The organism is Pseudomonas sp. ML2-2023-6 (assembly GCF_037055265.1).
Classification (GTDB): domain Bacteria; phylum Pseudomonadota; class Gammaproteobacteria; order Pseudomonadales; family Pseudomonadaceae; genus Aquipseudomonas; species Aquipseudomonas kulmbachensis.
Map to the genome: position 1 here is coordinate 1,815,103 of NZ_CP146347.1, position 16,595 is coordinate 1,831,697.

A 16,595-nucleotide genomic window follows, 5' to 3' on the forward strand; every position below is an offset into this window, starting at 1 on the left:
CTCCCAAAAGCGCGTTGGATGAAAGCAAGTGCTGGCTTCTGAAGCGGATTTTTCATAAAGCAAAAACACAAACGCCGCACGTGCTCAAGGCAGGTGCGGCGTGTGCAGGGCTTCCGGAAGGATCAGGCGCCGTGGCACTTCTTGAATTTTTTGCTGCTGCCGCATGGGCATGGATCGTTGCGGCCAACGTCTTTCAGCTCGTTGCGCACAGGCTCTTGAGGTGCATGGCCGCAATGCGGGCCATGTACATGACCGTTGTCGTGGTCATGGGTGTGACCATGATCATGATCGTGGTTGCAGTCGGGGCCATGAACGTGGGGTTGTTGGGTCATTGCTCAATCACTCTGGAATAAAATCGCCGGGGATTATCTCGCCTTTACGCGTCAGGTGCACGTCGTAACCGTAGAACAGGCCGGTTTCCAGCGTGCCCTCGAATCGATAGGGGATGGGCCGGTCAGGTGATTCCAGCAATTTGACCAGCGGGCGCACATGTGGCCAAAGATTGGTACGCACAGGGATCACGAAATCTGCGTGGCTGTTGGGCTCCACGCTGAACCACTTTTCATGCTCACCTTCAGTCAGTTTTATCGTGCCCAAGTACACGGTGTAGCTCAAGCCGCGCACCGTAAGGGTCGAGTCATTCGGGTTGTCTACCCGGAAATGCAGCTTGAAGCGTTGCTCCAGTAGCTTGGCCTGAACCAGTTCAACCTTCACCAGGTGCACGTCAGGGTCTTTGTTGCCTGAATCGAACCAGGAACTGCATCCCGACAGCATCAGGATCATAGCCAGGGCAATTGTTTTTGTTATTCGAGCCCGAGATTCCATTCCTTACTCCTGAGAGAGCGTGCCCCTGATCAGTCTATTGACCGAAAAAGCCAGCACAGCATTTTTTGAATTTAAGACCACTGGAGCATGGGCAGGCATCGTTGCGCCCGACTTTGAGCGGTACGGTGGGGTCGATGAAGAACCAGCGCCCTGAACTTTGCACAAATGACGAGCGTTCGCGGTGGCTGTGTTCGCCGTTGGCGTCGTGCCAGCGCGCAGTGAAGGTCACAAACCCATGTTCAGGCTGGCCGCCGAACACTTCGCTGTTTTCAACGGTCAACCCCAACCAGGTGCTCTGCGCGCTCCAGTCGGCAATAGCCTGGAGATCCAGCCCGGCTTGCTGCACAGGCAATGTGGTGCTGACCAGATAATCAATCAGCCCCAACACATAGGCGCTGTAACGCGAGCGCATCAGCGTTTCTGCGCTCGGGGCCGGGTGCCCGTCGTGATAATGCCCACAGCAGGCGTCCAGCAAATTGCCGCTGCCACAGGGGCAAATGGATGTACTCATTGGGTTACCACCAATACTTGCCGAAGTTTTCCGGGTTGGCCCAAAACCTGGCATTGAGCCAGTCTGGTACTTGTTTGTACTCGCGTAGGTCGTAAGTAAATAGGGTCAGTACTTGTTCGTCACGCTGAAAACGCTCATTGCTTTGTAGGGCAAGAGAGAAAAAGTCGGTTTCTTTCCAATCGCAGGCTGCCAGGTCTGCCAGTACGGCGATGCGACTGGCATTCAGGTTGCGAATTCCGCCCAGCAGTTCCAGCCCTGCGCGCTTTGGCAGGTGTTCCAGGCAATCGATCACCAGTGCCAGGTCAAAGCGTTGTGCCGCCAGGTCCTGTGGCAAGGCGCCGGGGGCTGCTTGGGCGACCAGTGCCTCGGGGTGCGCGGCCTGAAAGGCGGCCAGTGCCGGGAAGTTGCTGGCGCCGACGACCAGCAGGCGCTGTGGCGCATAGCGATCAAGCAGTGCTGCCAGCGCTTGTTGGGGCGTACGCGTGGAAATATCGAGCGTCATTGAAAATCCTCAATCAGAGTGCTCAAGACTAGCCTGTGCGGGCCTCGCGGCCTAGACCCGTACTGTCACGATGCTGGCGCTTCCTTCAACCCGGGTCTTTACTTTCGAAGCATCGGCCAAACGCCGACCCCTCAGGAGAGACCCTAATATGAGCATCATCAGGACAGCAGTACCTTTGATTGTTCTCACCAGTGTGTTGACGGGCTGTGCCGGTTTACAAAAAACCGACTGGCCTACCTGTGCCGCAGTCGGTGGTGTAGGAGGAGCGGCGTTGGGCGCAATAAAAAGCTCCGCCTGGGCCGGGGGTGGCGCCGTGTTTGGTGCGGGTATGGCCGCAGCGTATTGCTGGGTACACGGCGACGGCGATGCGGACGGTGATGGCGTCCCTGACAGCCGCGACAAGTGCCCAGACACGCCTAAAGGGGTGACAGTCGATGCCGCGGGCTGCCCGATAGTGGCAGTGGTTGTGGTTGAAACCGTGGTGGTTAAGGAGGAAACCATCGTGGTGCGTGACGTTCATTTCGAATTTAACTCCGCCAAACTGACCGCTGCCGACAAGGACAAACTGAATGTCATTGCCGCACGTCTGAAAAAAGACGCTGCCAATGCTCAGCTTAAAGTCACGGGTTATACCGACAGCGTCGGTAGCGACAGCTATAACCTGAAACTGTCCAAAGAGCGCGCCCACTCGGTGGTCGAGTACTTGATCGACAGTGGCATCCCGCGCAGCCAGTTTGTCTCCGTGGCCGGTGCGGGCGAGTCGAACCCGGTTGCCAGCAATCACACCCCGGAGGGTCGTGCCCAAAATAGACGGACCGAGATTCAGATCATTCGTTAAAAAGGCACTGGGTGACAAGGTTCGCCGCAAGCTTGATCGGTAAGGTCAAACCCGCGGCGAATCTTTTTGTAAAGGTATCTGGCGTCGTGCTCCTGCAAGCCGTTAATGTGCGTCCAAAGAAAAATGCGAAGGCGGATATATGAAGGTGCTTTGGGGGCTGGGGAAGGCATTGACGCTGATGTTTTGGGGGCTGGTACTGATCAATCTGTTCAAGCCCTTGATCAACCCGTTCGATTTATTGATTAACCTCGTCGGTAGCCTGTTGCTGCTGGTTCATGTGCTTGAGGTACTGCTGTTCAAAAGCCGCCTGCAGGGTCGCCCGCATCCCTGGCGTGATCGCCTGCTGATGCTTGTGTTTGGTTTTTTCCATGCTCATATCCTTCCAACCTCCTGCGAACGAGACGCCAGCCATGCGTAAGTTGTGTTTGTTGGCCGCCTTGTGCAGCCCTTTTGCCCACGCTGATGTAGTACTGGTTGCAGCCAACTCGCTGATGCGCCTGCCCGCTAATGCCAGTGTGTTGCACCTGGAAAAACTGGATGTAGCTGACTACGGCACGTTGCTGATTCCGGCCGGAGTTACCCAGGTCAATATCGACCAGCTGCAGTTGGGCCGTGAAGCACGTATCACCCTGGTGCCGTCCGAGCGCGCAATCGAGTTGCGCGTGGCTCACGCGCAATTGGGCGAAGGCAGCCAAATCAATGCCCGTGGCGCTCCCGGGACCTTCGAAAAACCTGCTCGGCCAGCGCGTGATCTGAGCTTGCGCATTGAGTCGCTGCAAGCACCGCAACTGTCCATCGATGCCCGTGGCGGTACGGGGGCGCCGGGTTTTGTCGGACTTGATGGTGGTAACGGTGATGAGCCGGGTTGTACTTGGGGTTCGGCGGGTTCCGGAGCCGATGGCGACAACGGTGGCAATGGTCATCCGGGTGCGGCTGGGGGACAGGTGCGAGTCGAACTGCCTCGCGACTACCCGGCCGAGCAGGTTAGCGTGCGGGTAGACGGTGGTGCGGGCGGTAAACCCGGTGAGGCAGGGCGCCCGGGCGCAGGCGGAAAATCCAAAGGCTGTATTGTCTACAGCACCGATGGCGGTAAATCGGGTCGCGCAGGCCTGGTCGGGCAACCGGGTGACGTCGGTACAGCCGGCGCGGTGACTATTCAGCGGTTGTAACCCGTGCCGTACGCAAAAAATGTGTAGCAGCTGCCGAAGGAACGAGGCTGCGTTCGAGCGCGAAGCGGTCGTAAACCCTGAGAGTCGGGTTTAACTGATATAGCGCAATTTCTGATTTTGCGACTGCTTCGCAGCCGGACGCAGCCTCGTTCCTTCGGCAGCTGCTACAAGTTGTTATTCTTAAAACCCCGGCCGTGCCGCGGCAATCGTCACCAACACCAGCCCCACAATCAGGTTGCACCCCACCAGGCGCCGAATCCGGCCCATCACCGCAGCTCCTTCAGCCCACGCCTGAGCTACGACGGCTTTGCGCAATTCAGGCAGTTGCAGTGACTGAATGCGGATAAACAAGGCCACCATCACGATGTACAACCCCATCATGATTTGCACATAGCGCGGGGCCGTTTCAAAACCGTTAAAGCGCATCTGCAACAGGCCCACACCGCTTATCGGCAAAATCACCACCGCGATCCATACCCAGACAAAAAAACGTTGAAACACTTCAACCCACAGCTTTAACCGCGCAGGGCCTTCAAGGGCCGTGATAGCCGCTGGGCGCAGGATCATCCAGGCGAAAAACATGCCGCCCACCCAGATCAAGGCGGCCAATACATGCAGGCTGTAGGTGAGAGCAAAGGCAGTCATGGGGGTACTCCGTTCGGCGCGGGATGAATTAGCGGGGTATGATAGCGGCCATTCGAACCACTGAAAATTTATCCAGCGTTTCTTGCGCCCGAAGAATCATGATTAGTACCGAACTCAAAACCCAGATCCAGGGCGCTTACTCGCGTTTTCTCGAATCCAAGAGCCTCAAGCCACGTTACGGTCAGCGGTTGATGATCGCTGAAGTGGCGAAAGTGCTGGGCGATATCGACACCGACGAAGAAAACCACCGCAGTGGCGACCCGGCTGTGGTCGCCGTTGAGGCGGGCACCGGTACCGGTAAAACCGTGGCTTACTGCCTGGCAGCGATTCCTGTGGCCAAGGCTGCAGGCAAGCGGCTGGTAGTTGCCACGGCGACCGTCGCGCTGCAAGAACAGATAGTCTACAAGGACCTTCCCGACCTGATGCGTAACAGCGGGCTGAATTTCAGCTTTGCGCTGGCCAAAGGTCGTGGGCGCTATATGTGCCTGTCCAAACTCGACATGCTGCTGCAAGAGGGCCACGCGCAAACCGCGACGGCGCAGCTGTTTGAAGAGGAAGGCTTCAAGATTGAAGTCGATGAGGCCAGCCAGAAGCTGTTTACCAGCATGATCGAGAAACTGGCCGGCAACAAATGGGACGGCGACCGCGACAGCTGGCCCCAGGCACTTGAAGATCAGGACTGGGCGCGTCTGACCACCGATCACAGTCAATGCACCAACCGTCACTGCCCCAACTTCGGCCAGTGTGCCTTCTACAAGGCCCGTGAAGGCATGAGCAAGGTGGACGTGATCGTCACCAACCACGACATGGTGCTGGCGGACCTCGCCCTGGGCGGCGGCGCGGTGTTGCCTGACCCGCGTGACACGGTCTACGTGTTCGACGAAGGCCATCACCTGCCTGACAAGGCCATTGGCCATTTCGCCCATTACACCCGTTTGCGCTCTACGGCCGACTGGCTTGAGCAAACCGCCAAAAACCTCACCAAACTGCTTGCCCAGCATCCGTTGCCGGGCGATCTGGGGCGTTTGTTGGAGCAAGTGCCGGAGCTGGCCAAAGAGATCAAGGCCCAGCAACAGTTCATGTTCACAGCCTGTGAGCAAATTGCCGACTTTAAAGTAGGCGAAGAGCCTGAGGGCCGTGAGCGCCCGCGCCATCGCTTTATCGGCGGCTTGATTCCCGATCACATGCGTGAAATGGGCATCGAACTGAAAAAGGGCTTTTCGCGCCTGACCGATCTGTTCACCCGGCTGACCGAGATTCTCAAGGACGGCATGGACGGTGAGGTCAACATCGGCATCACCAGCAACCAGGCCGAAGAGTGGTATCCGCTGTTTGGCAGCCTGCTGTCCCGTGCCCAGGGCAACTGGGAGTTATGGACCGCGTTTACCGTCGAAGACCCTGAAGACAACCCGCCAATGGCTCGGTGGCTGACCTTGGCTGAAAGCGGTTCGCTGTTTGATATCGAAGTCAACGCGAGCCCCATCCTGGCTGCTGAAATGCTGCGCCGTAACCTGTGGAACGTGGCCTATGGGGTGCTCGTTACATCGGCAACCCTGACTGCGCTGGGCACTTTCGATCGATTCCGCATGCGTGCGGGTCTGCCAAAAACCGCTGTAACGGCGGTGGTGCCAAGCCCTTTCCATCACGCCGATGCAGGGGTGTTGCGAGTGCCGGACCTCAAGGCTGACCCGCGCGACGCCACAGCCCACACGGCGGCGATCATTCGCGAGCTGCCTGGTCTGGTCGAAGGCTCGCGGGGCACGCTGGTGCTGTTTTCATCGCGCAAGCAAATGCAGGACGTATTCGACGGCCTGGAGCGTGACTGGCGTAAACAGGTGTTTATCCAGGGCAACCTGTCCAAGCAGGAGACCCTCAACAAACACAAGGCGCGGGTCGATGGCGGAGACTCCAGCGTGCTGTTCGGGCTGGCCAGTTTCGCCGAGGGTGTGGACTTGCCCGGCGCCTACTGCGAACACGTAGTGATTGCCAAAATTCCGTTTTCGGTGCCGGATGATCCGGTCGAAGCGGCCTTGGCCGAGTGGATCGAAGCGCGGGGCGGTAATCCCTTCATGGAGATTTCGGTGCCCGACGCTTCGCTCAAGCTGGTACAGGCTTGCGGGCGTCTGCTGCGAACCGAACAGGACCGCGGCACCATCACTTTGCTGGATCGGCGACTGGTCACTCAGCGCTACGGCAAAGCGATTCTTAATGCACTGCCGCCATTCAGGCGCGAAATTTCTTAAGCGCGAGTCGGCGTTATCGTCGACTTTGCTGTCTATGCTTTGACTTTCACCACCTCACAGGTCCGTTTTCGGCCGTTTGGGAGAACCAGATCCATATGATTCGCCGTTCGCTGTCTGCTGTTTTTGCGTTGCTGGTTACGACCCCGTTACTGGCGGCGCCTGCTGGTCAACAAACCCTGTTCAATTTCGTTCGCCCGGCCGATGTAGTGCAAGTGGCAACCGTGGATGCGAGTTTGCCGCAATACAATGCGGAGCAAACGGCCGAAGGCGAAGTGCTGCGTCGTGTGATCTTTAACCCGGCTGCAGCGCCAAGCCTGCGTTTAACGCCGCAAACCGGGGTATGGGACTGGTCTCAGTCGGGGATGATGACCCTGCGCATCCAGAACGCCATGAACTGGGCGCTCACTCTGGACGTGACCGTACAAAGCAGTAACGGCAAAACCCTGATCAGCCGCGTCGAACTGCCTGCAGGCCCGGCGCAGACGCTGTTGTTGCCATTGAAGGCCAATACGCCGCATAGCCAGGGCATGCGCGCTGGTCCGCCGATGCCGATGACAGTTGATGGTCAGCGCATTTTGCTGGCCAGCAGCCAGGGTGAAATTGATCTGAGCCAAGTGGTCTCGGTGAGCTTGTCGATACCGCAACCGACCGCCGCGCAAAGTATTCTGCTGGAGCGCTTTGGGGTGCAGGACGGCGATGGCGTGATCAAGGCCGTGTATGGCTCGATTGTCGACGGCTATGGCCAGTCGACCCGGGCCAAATGGCCTGAGCGTATTGCCAATGACGACCAGCTCAAGGCCGCGGCAGCCAAGGAACAGCAGCAAATCAAGGGTTGGCTGGCCAGCCGTGCTGACCAGGACAAGTTTGGCGGCTGGCTCAAGGGCCCGGCATTTGACGCGACCGGTTTCTTTCGTACCGAAAAACGCAATGGCCGCTGGAACCTGATCACTCCTGAAGGCCACCCGTTTTACTCGTTGGGCCTGAACTCAGTAACGGCCAGCGATAGCCAGACCTACGTTGCAGGGCGTGAATGGATGTTCACCGACTTGCCAAAGGACGGTACTGCACTGGCCGGCTATTACGGTGCCGGGAACAATAACAACGGTAATGGTGCCTCGCAGGGACGTGGTTTTAACGCTGGGCGCTGGTACAACTTCTATGGCGCCAACCTGCAACGGATCTATGGCGAGCCTTGCGTAACAGCCAAGACAGAACCAGGCAGTGACCCTGCCATTCCGTGTGCGCCGCAAGTCTTTGATGCCAAACGCTGGCAAACCCATACCCTGGATCGCCTGCAAGCCTGGGGGTTCAACACGATTGGTAACTGGAGCGACCCGCAACTGGGTCTCAATGATCGTGTGCCTTACACCTTGCCGTTGTCGATTGTTGGCGACTACACCAGCATCAGCACCGGTACTGACTGGTGGGGCGGCATGCCTGATCCGTTTGACCCGCGCTTTGCCATGGCCACCGAGCGTGCCGTGGCCATTGCCGCGCGTGACCATCGGGATGATCCCTGGTTGATTGGCTACTTTGCCGACAACGAACTGGCCTGGGCTGGCCCGGGAGATGACCCTAAGTCGCGTTATGCGCTGGCCTTTGGCACTCTGCGCATGACCACCGACGCACCGGCCAAGCGTGCATTTCTCAAGCAGTTACGCGACAAGTACCGCAACCAGCAAGGTCTGTCCAAGGCCTGGGGTGTCGATATTCCGGCGTGGGAACTGATGGAAGATCCGGGCTTCGAGGCGCCTTTGCCTAATGCCGAGCACCCGGAAATCGAAGCTGACTATAAGTACTTCCAAAAAGTTTTCGCCGACACCTACTTCAAGACCATTTCCGATTCTCTGAAATGGCATGCCCCGAATCACTTGCTGCTGGGCGGGCGCTTCGCCGTCAGCACCCCAGAAGCCGTGGAATCCTGTGCCAAGTACTGCGATGTCCTGAGTTTCAACTTCTATACCCTGCAACCGCAGGACGGCTACGACTTCGCCAAACTGCGCGAATTGGACAAACCGGTGATGATTACCGAGTTCAACTTCGGTTCCCGCGACCGTGGCCCGTTCTGGGGGGGGGTGACCGAGGTGGCCAACGAAGATGCCCGTGGCCCGGCTTACAGTAAATTTCTCAAACAGGCCGTGGCTGAGCCATCTATTGTCGGCGTGCACTGGTTCCAGTATCTGGACCAGCCTGTAACCGGCCGCTTGCTGGATGGCGAGAACGGTCACTTCGGCATGATCGGCATTACCGACTTGCCGTTTACCGGCTTTGTTGACAGCGTGCGCAAGGCTAACCTGCAAGCTCTTGACCAGTTGAGCCAGGAAGCAGCAAAAGCTCAGACCCAAGCTGAAAAAACAGTAAAAGCCCCGGTGCATGCCTCTGACGATGGCAGTGGCGGGAGCTCTGGCGCGGGACATGCTGGGGGGCACTCGGGTAAAGGTCACTAAGCCTGCAACCATGCGTTATGGCTTGGGCACCAAAAAATCTGCAGCGCGGGGTCTACGCCTCGCTTTAAGCGGGATTTGTGCCCGGCAGGGTTTACCTTTTTCACAAAAAATCCACTCCGGTGCTGATACTTTGCGCGCCGACTCATCAGCGCACAAAAATTGTGCGCTCTGAGCTGTTTGCTCTGTTTCAAAATCTTACTGGTGCTGGAACAATGCACGCCTTGTAGAGCCATGCTTGATCCAGGAGGTGCGGGTGCAGATTCAGGGTTTTCACGACCTTAAGTTCGAAACAGTACGCGAAGCGTTTGCCGATCTTTTTAATGATCCGCAAGAGCGCGGCGCAGCACTGTGCATCCAGATCGGTGGCGAAACAGTACTCGACTTGTGGGCCGGTACGGCTGACAAGGACGGTGAGCAACCGTGGCATACAGACACTATTGCGAATCTGTTTTCCTGTACCAAAACCTTTACCGCTGTCACCGCGCTGCAATTGGTGGAAGAGGGCAAGCTGGAACTCGATGTTCCCGTGGCTCGCTACTGGCCTGAGTTTGCGGCTGCGGGCAAAGAATCCATCACGCTGCGCCAGTTGCTGAGCCATCGGGCCGGCTTGCCGGCGTTGCGTGAGTTAATGCCGCCTGCGGCGTTATATGAATGGCAGACCATGGTTGATGCGCTGGCCGCTGAAGCTCCTTGGTGGACGCCTGGCGAAGGTCACGGTTATGCCGCGATCACTTATGGCTGGCTGGTGGGCGAGTTGATTCGTCGTGCCGACGGTCGCAGTGCCGGTCAGTCGATCATAGCGCGCACAGCCCGGCCGCTGGGGCTGGACTTTCATGTCGGGCTGGCGGACGAGGAGTTTTACCGGGTGGCCCATATTGCTCGGAGCAAGGGCACTATGGGGGATGCGGCAGCGCAGCGTCTGTTGAAGGCGATGATGAACGAGCCGACATCCATGAGCACTCGGGCGTTCACTAATCCGCCCTCGATCATGACCAGCACCAATAAGCCGGAGTGGCGCCGGATGGAACAGCCTGCCGCCAATGGGCATGGCAATGCCCGTAGCCTGGCTGGTTTCTATAGTGGTTTGCTCGATGGCAGCCTGCTCGAAGCCGAGATGCTTGAGCAACTGACCCGTGAGCATAGCCTCGGCGAGGATAAAACCCTGCGCACCCAGACCCGTCTTGGACTGGGTTGCATGCTGGATCAGCCGACCGTGCCTAACGCGACCTTCGGCCTTGGTCCAAAGGCTTTTGGCCATCCTGGTGCGGGTGGGTCGATCGGCTTTGCCGACCCGGACCGAGAGGTAGCCTTTGGTTTTGTGACTAATACTCTGGGGCCTTATGTCTTGATGGACCCACGGGCGCAAAAGCTGGTGAGTGTCTTGGCTCAGTGCCTATAACAGGAGATTTGTAGGCCGTAGGTCGGAACTCTGTAGCTTTTCTGTTTTCAATACGTTTTTTATGTGGGCTTAGCGCCTCTTTATTCCTAATTCATTGTGTGGATATTCAATGTCATCTAATAAGACCCTCGCTCTGGCTCTTTGCCTGGCTATTACCGGTTGCGCACAAACTCCACAGAATGACGCCGAAGGCGGCCACAAATGGTGGCAGTTGGGTTCGTCCGACCAGGCGTCGACTCCAGCAGATAAAGGCGTCAGTGCTGCAGCCAAGCCAGCAGATACTAAAGTGACCCCGCCAGTTGCCAAGACTGCCGCGGCTCCAGCGCCAGTCGCCAAAACCGCTGCTGCCCCAGTGCCAGTTGCAAAAAATGCGGCTGCACCGGCAACCATTGCCAAAGACAGCGGTTCTAGCTGGTGGCCTTTTGGTTCTGACTCCTCGAAAAAAGACGCCCCGGTTGAAAAGGCCAAAGTAGCGGACGTCGCCCCAGTTGCTGCAACCTCTACCAAGAACTGGTGGTGGCCGTTTGGTAGCGATGCCAAGGACTCCAAAGGCGCAACGGTTGGCGTGATCCCGATGCCGGATCCGAAAATCACTCAAGCCTGGTTGGATGAATACGAGCCACGCCTGCGTATCGCCATCAAAGACACCAACCTGCAATTGGAGCGTCGCGAGAACCTGCTGGTGATCGTGGCCGCGGCTGACAGCTCGTTCAAGGCTACCCGTCCGGATTTGCTGATGCCGTCGATGCTTGGCCCGTTCACCCGTGTGGCTAAAGTAGTTGAAGGCGATCCCAAGACTGCCGTACTGGTACTTGGCCATGCGGACTCCGCAGGCGCCATGGCTTCCAATACCCGTCTGAGCCTGGATCGTGCCAAGTCGGTCGCGGCGATCTTCCGCATGAGCGGTTTGCAAAGTAACCGTCTGACCTTGCGCGGCATGGGTTCCGTGATGCCGCGTGCAGCCAACGACAGCAATGAAGGCCGTGCGTTGAATCGCCGGGTTGAAATCCTTATGACCCCGCAAGCCACCATGGTCGCGCTGGTCAGCAAGTACAGCCAACCAGCCCTGTCGCCAGCCGATCTGGTCGCGGTACAGCCTGCAGTGGCACCTTCGGTTGCCAAGAAGAAGGCAGCGGCACCGGCTAAAAAAGGCGTCGTAGCGAAAAAATCTGCACCGGCGAAAAAGGCGGCAAAGCCGGCTCCAGCCAAAAAGTCAGTAGTCGCTAAGGCCAAACCCGCTGCAGACAAGAAAGTGGCAGCCAACGATCAGGCCAAGAACTGATTGATTCAGGAAAGGATTGCGTCATGACTCAAGCACTGGCCGATATGCGGCGTGATTACACTCGCGACGGGCTGACCGAGGCTCAGGCCCCGGAAGAGCCTTTTGCGCTGTTTCATCAGTGGTTCAACGACGCGGTCAACACCGAGCAGCCGCCGGTCGAAGCGAATGCCATGACCCTGGCAACAGTAGATGGTGAGGGGCGCCCGCATTGCCGGGTGCTCTTGCTCAAAGGTCTGGATGAACAGGGTTTTACCTTTTTCACCAATTACACCAGCGCCAAAGGCCAGCAGTTGGCTGAGCGTCCGTTCGCGGCAATGACCTTTTTCTGGCCAACCCTGGAGCGCCAGGTGCGTATCGAGGGGCAAGTGGTCAAGGTGACGCCGCAAGAGTCCGATGCATATTATCAAGTGCGCCCCTTGGGTAGCCGGATCGGGGCCTGGGCCTCGCCGCAAAGCCAGGTGATAGCGGATCGGGACGAGCTGGTCGAGTTGCTTGAGGCCACGCAAGCGCGCTTCAGCGACACCCAACCGCATTGCCCGGAACACTGGGGTGGCTACCGGCTACTGCCGCAACGGATCGAGTTTTGGCAGGGCCGTCCAAGCCGTTTGCACGACCGTCTTAACTATCGAAGTGACGGCAGTATCTGGACGCGTGAGCGGCTGGCGCCCTGAAAGCGTAAGCTGCGCAGCACGCGCGCAGTGCAAAATGGCTGTTACAAGCTACGCTTTGCGCAAGTTTTGAAATGGAAGAAGGCTCTGTTTTTACTGTACAGGGCCTGAATAGAGCTTTTTTATCCGCGCTGAAACGTGACAGGTCACTGGCTGCGGAGTTTAATGAATCCCTGATCTTTTGGAGTTGATCCTATGCGTAAATCCGTTCTGTTAGTTGCAGCCTTCTCAACCATGACTGTCTTGTTGGGCGGCTGCACCTCCAGCTTGACCGGCGACACCTACTCGCGTGACGAAGCTCGACGTGTACAGACCGTTCGTATGGGTACTATCGTTGCCTTGCGTCCTGTACAAATCGAAGGCACCAAAACCCCAATCGGCGCCGCGACTGGTGCCATCGTGGGTGGTGTTGGCGGCAGCGCCATCGGCGGTGGTCGTGGCAGCATCGTGACAGCTGTTATCGGCGCAGTAGCCGGTGGCCTGTTGGGTTCGGCAGCCGAATCGGGTCTGACCAAGACCCAGGGTGTAGAAATCACCGTACGTGAAGACGACGGCAGCACCCGCGCTTATGTACAACAGGTTGAGCCGAACCAGGTATTCCGTACCGGCGAGCGCGTGCGCATCATGACCGTTGACGGTACTAGCCGCGTTACCCAGTAAATCGGGTTACAGCGCTAAAACAAAACCCCGGCCAGTGCGAACTGGCCGGGGTTTTTTTACGTCTCTAAAACGGCTCAGGACGAATGTTTGAACGCCTGATCTGCCCCGGATAGCGATATGGCTATGCGGTCCAGCAAACGTTCAGCCGTGTATTTAGGCAGGCAGTTGAACGCCAGCACCACTGCCAGCCCCATCACCAAAGCGGGCCGCGGGATGTTACTGATGTCGTGTTTTTTCAGGCTGAACAAAAATACACACGCGGCAACCGAGCCGATCAGGGCACCTGCTATGGCTTCTGGCAGTGGGTGGATGGTATGGGCCACGTAATTGATGGCGAACCACCAGGTCGCCAGCAACCCCGCCCCGAGCACAGGCCAGCGCAAGCGTTGATCGAGCTGTTGGCACAACAGGTTGAGCATCACGGTGAAGACCAGGCAGGCGTTCATCGCGTGGCCGCTGAAGACTGCAATGCCCAGATCATGCAGGCCGATGCCCCAGCCCTTGAACAGGATCTTGCTCACGCCCACGATCAGGTACGCAGACACCAGCACGCCCAACCACAAAAGAGCGATTTTTTTCGACGCGGCAGACCATAGCCAGGCAGCAATGACCAACGCTGCCGGAAACATCACGGTAATGCCCGCGTATTGCACGATCTGAAATTTTTCGGCCACGATTTTCTCTTTTGGCGGTTTACAAGCAACAAGGGCAACGCAGGTAATGTGCGTTGCCCTTATTGCGGTCCAGCCCGCTCCCACATTAAAGCAGGGTCACGCTACCGGTTGTTTACGGCTGAAGAACAGCGTCACGGAATAGCCGATCAACGCTGCCAGGATCGAGCCGGTCAGGATACCCATGCGGTCCATGCCCACATAGTCGCTGCTGCCCGCTACGAACGCCAGCGAGCCAACGAACAGGCTCATGGTAAAGCCGATGCCGCACAGAATGGCCACGCCAAGTACCTGGCCCCAGTTGGCCCCTGCTGGCAGTGTTGCCATGCCGATCTTGATGGCGATCCAGGTCAAGCCGAAGACACCTACGGTCTTACCGATCAGCAAGCCCGCAGCAATGCCCATCGGCACATGGCTGACGAAGCTGTGCATGCTGACGCCCGTCAAGGATACCCCGGCATTGGCGAATGCAAACAACGGCAGGATCGCATAAGCCACCCACGGGTGCAGCGCATGCTCGATGGTCAGTAACGGAGAGGGTTCGGAATTTTTGGTCCGCAGCGGGATACAGAACGCCAGGGTCACACCCGCCAGCGTGGCATGCACACCGCTTTTGAGTACGCAAACCCAGAGGATCAGACCGATGATCATATAAGGCGCGACCTTGATCACCCCCATGCGATTCATCGCAATCAGAGCTACCAGGCACGCGGCTGCCAGCATCAACGACACACCGGACAGTTCGCTGGAATAGAACACCGCAATCACGATGATTGCGCCCAGGTCATCGATGATCGCCAGGGTCATCAGAAACAGCTTGAGCGATACCGGCACACGTTTGCCGAGCAAGGCCAGCACGCCGAGGGCGAAGGCGATGTCGGTGGCCATGGGGATCGCCCAGCCACCGAGTGCGTCCGGGTAGTCCTTGTTGATGTACCAGTAGATCAGTGCCGGTACGACCATCCCGCCAATCGCGGCTGCACCGGGCAGCACGACTTGCGAGGGCTTGGACAGCTGGCCATCGAGCAGCTCGCGTTTGACCTCCAGGCCGATCAGCAGAAAGAACAAGGCCATCAGGCCATCGTTGATCCACAGCAGCGAAGGCTTGGCGATTTGCAGGGCGCCGATCTGTACCGCTACCGGTACGTCCAGAAAGGCCGTGTAGTAGTGGGAAAGCGGTGAGTTATTGATGATCAGAGCCAGAGCGGCCGCGGCAATCAACAGCAGACCGCTGGCAGCTTCCAACTGAAAGAAACGAGTGAAAGTGCTACGCAGAGGCAAGGTCGCTCTCCATCGATTAAGTAAAGGGTGCGACACCCTAACCTGTGGGGATAGTTGTTAAAACAAAAACTATATTCTTTTTTGTTATAAGCGGGAGCTTGATCTCACATCGCTAAAGAGCCTAGCAGTTGTGTGTCAAATTGAGTCTGTTTTGTGTCTGTAGCGGCCGTAGGAAATGCCTTAGGATTAGTTGTTCTTTACTGCACGCGCTGCTGTGCTTTCCCTTCTTGTTACCACCGAGCCACCCTCAATGAACCAAGATCGCCAGTGGGCCCGCGAAGCCATTCGTACGATTGAAGCGGATTTTCAGCGTTGCGCTGACACCCATCTGATTCCTGTGTCGCTGCCGGGGTTGCCGGGTATCGAGTTGTACTTCAAGGACGAATCGAGTCACCCCACGGGCAGCCTCAAGCATCGTCTGGCGCGCTCGCTGTTTTTGTATGCGCTGTGTAATGGCTGGCTAAAAGCCGGCTCCCCGGTCATTGAAGCTTCCAGCGGTTCAACGGCAGTGTCTGAAGCCTATTTTGCCAGGCTGCTGGGTTTGCCCTTTATTGCCGTGATGCCTGCCAGTACCTCGCCCGCGAAGATTGAGCAAATTGCCTTTTATGGCGGCCAAAGCCATCTGGTAGAAGATCCGACGCAAATTCACGCCGAGTCCGAGCGTCTCGCACTGGAGACCGGCGGCCATTTTATGGACCAGTTCACCTATGCCGAACGGGCCACGGACTGGCGGGCGAATAACAACATCGCCGAGTCAATCTTTCAGCAACTGCGCTTTGAGCGTCACCCAAAGCCGAGCTGGTTGATTTCCAGTCCGGGCACGGGCGGTACTACCGCGACGTTGGGGCGCTATGTGCGTTATCGCCAGCACCACACTCGCGTACTGTGCGCAGATGCCGAGCGTTCGGTGTTCTTCGACTACTACCTGAGCGGTGATGCCAATTTGCGTCTGGACTGCGGTTCACGTATCGAAGGTATTGGTCGGCCCAGGGTTGAGGCTTCGTTTTTGCCGAAAGTGATCGATGCGATGGTCAAGGTGCCAGATGCCTTGTCGCTGGCGGCCATGCATTATCTGGCGCAGCGCATGGGGCGGCGGGTCGGAGGGTCGAGCGGAACCAATCTGATCGGCGCACTGATCGCGGCGCAACATATGGTTGCGAGCGGCGAGAGCGGATCGATCGTGGCGATTTTGTGTGATGGCGGCGAACGTTATGCCACCACCTACTACGATGCGCAGTGGCTCAAGGCCCAGGGTTATGAGCTGGATGGCTTGATCGGCGCGGTCAAAGCCTGTGTGGAGCAGGGCGCGGCATTGCCTGCTGGAGTGTTGCGGGCGGGGATTTGAAGATGCTCTTGTAGCAGCTGCCGCAGGCTGCGTTCTGCGGCGAAGCCGTCGTAAAATCAGCGACCCCGACTTATCAGTTATACGCCGGGTTCAGGTTTTACGATTGCTT

Annotated in this window: 17 protein-coding genes; 10 read left to right on the forward strand and 7 right to left on the reverse strand. The window is 57.7% G+C overall.

The features are described 5' to 3' along the window. Nucleotides 1–122: 122 nt before the first annotated feature. Genes V6L79_RS08375 through V6L79_RS08390 form a run of 4 tightly spaced genes read right to left on the reverse strand, consistent with a single transcriptional unit; the run spans nt 123 to nt 1,838 of the window. Nucleotides 123–332 (reverse strand): SEC-C metal-binding domain-containing protein, encoded by a 210-nt coding sequence (locus tag V6L79_RS08375; RefSeq protein WP_019823514.1) that lies wholly within the window; start codon nt 330–332, stop codon nt 123–125. 7 nt (nt 333–339) lie between these two features. Beyond that, nucleotides 340–825, reverse strand: a complete 486-nt coding sequence (locus tag V6L79_RS08380) for an LEA type 2 family protein (protein WP_261741146.1) — start codon at nt 823–825, stop codon at nt 340–342. Between the two features lie 34 nt (nt 826–859). Then, nucleotides 860–1,336, reverse strand: coding sequence for a YchJ family protein (locus V6L79_RS08385; protein WP_261741147.1), 477 nt, complete (start codon nt 1,334–1,336; stop codon nt 860–862). Nucleotides 1,337–1,340: 4 nt separating this feature from the next. Beyond that, a complete protein-coding gene (locus V6L79_RS08390; protein WP_338580079.1) occupies nt 1,341–1,838 on the reverse strand; it encodes a DUF6231 family protein in 498 nt (165 codons plus the stop codon). A gap of 148 nt (nt 1,839–1,986) precedes the next feature. Between V6L79_RS08390 and V6L79_RS08395 the strand changes: the two genes are divergently transcribed. From V6L79_RS08395 to V6L79_RS08405, 3 genes are all read left to right on the forward strand, one after another. Beyond that, nucleotides 1,987–2,676, forward strand: coding sequence for an OmpA family protein (locus tag V6L79_RS08395; RefSeq protein WP_261741149.1), 690 nt, complete (start codon nt 1,987–1,989; stop codon nt 2,674–2,676). Between the two features lie 139 nt (nt 2,677–2,815). After that, complete coding sequence (locus V6L79_RS08400; RefSeq protein ID WP_261741150.1) at nt 2,816–3,094, forward strand: DUF1145 domain-containing protein; 279 nt, start codon at nt 2,816–2,818, stop codon at nt 3,092–3,094. Continuing rightward, complete coding sequence (locus V6L79_RS08405) at nt 3,087–3,845, forward strand: collagen-like protein (RefSeq protein ID WP_261741151.1); 759 nt, start codon at nt 3,087–3,089, stop codon at nt 3,843–3,845. Before V6L79_RS08400 ends, V6L79_RS08405 begins: the two co-directional genes overlap by 8 nt. 180 nt (nt 3,846–4,025) lie before the next feature. Here the strand turns inward: V6L79_RS08405 and V6L79_RS08410 are convergent, their stop codons facing one another. Continuing rightward, nucleotides 4,026–4,490 (reverse strand): CopD family protein, encoded by a 465-nt coding sequence (locus V6L79_RS08410; RefSeq protein WP_338580080.1) that lies wholly within the window; start codon nt 4,488–4,490, stop codon nt 4,026–4,028. 98 nt (nt 4,491–4,588) lie between these two features. Here V6L79_RS08410 and dinG point away from each other — a divergent pair, with 98 nt between their 5' ends. From dinG to V6L79_RS08440, 6 genes are all read left to right on the forward strand, one after another. Continuing rightward, nucleotides 4,589–6,733, forward strand: a complete 2,145-nt coding sequence (gene dinG / locus V6L79_RS08415; RefSeq protein WP_261741153.1) for an ATP-dependent DNA helicase DinG — start codon at nt 4,589–4,591, stop codon at nt 6,731–6,733. 95 nt (nt 6,734–6,828) lie between these two features. Beyond that, entirely contained in the window at nt 6,829–9,180 is a 2,352-nt protein-coding gene (locus V6L79_RS08420; protein ID WP_338580081.1) for a beta-galactosidase, read from the forward strand. 253 nt (nt 9,181–9,433) lie between these two features. Continuing rightward, nucleotides 9,434–10,579 (forward strand): serine hydrolase domain-containing protein, encoded by a 1,146-nt coding sequence (locus V6L79_RS08425; protein ID WP_338580307.1) that lies wholly within the window; start codon nt 9,434–9,436, stop codon nt 10,577–10,579. 109 nt (nt 10,580–10,688) lie between these two features. Then, complete coding sequence (locus tag V6L79_RS08430) at nt 10,689–11,861, forward strand: OmpA family protein (protein WP_338580082.1); 1,173 nt, start codon at nt 10,689–10,691, stop codon at nt 11,859–11,861. Nucleotides 11,862–11,884: 23 nt separating this feature from the next. Beyond that, the gene (gene pdxH, locus V6L79_RS08435; RefSeq protein WP_338580083.1) at nt 11,885–12,532 is read left to right on the forward strand and encodes a pyridoxamine 5'-phosphate oxidase; all 648 of its coding nucleotides are present in this window, start codon (nt 11,885–11,887) and stop codon (nt 12,530–12,532) included. Between the two features lie 192 nt (nt 12,533–12,724). Then, nucleotides 12,725–13,189 (forward strand): glycine zipper 2TM domain-containing protein, encoded by a 465-nt coding sequence (locus tag V6L79_RS08440; protein ID WP_095002981.1) that lies wholly within the window; start codon nt 12,725–12,727, stop codon nt 13,187–13,189. 74 nt (nt 13,190–13,263) lie between these two features. Here V6L79_RS08440 and V6L79_RS08445 read toward each other — a convergent pair whose 3' ends face one another. Continuing rightward, nucleotides 13,264–13,863: a hypothetical protein gene (locus V6L79_RS08445; RefSeq protein WP_261741158.1), complete on the reverse strand. Its 600-nt coding sequence runs from the start codon at nt 13,861–13,863 to the stop codon at nt 13,264–13,266. Nucleotides 13,864–13,959: 96 nt separating this feature from the next. Then, complete coding sequence (nhaA, locus tag V6L79_RS08450; protein WP_261741159.1) at nt 13,960–15,141, reverse strand: Na+/H+ antiporter NhaA; 1,182 nt, start codon at nt 15,139–15,141, stop codon at nt 13,960–13,962. Nucleotides 15,142–15,391: 250 nt separating this feature from the next. On the opposite strand from nhaA, the gene V6L79_RS08455 reads away from it, so the two are divergent. Continuing rightward, a complete protein-coding gene (locus V6L79_RS08455) occupies nt 15,392–16,486 on the forward strand; it encodes a PLP-dependent cysteine synthase family protein (protein WP_338580084.1) in 1,095 nt (364 codons plus the stop codon). Nucleotides 16,487–16,595: the final 109 nt, after the last annotated feature.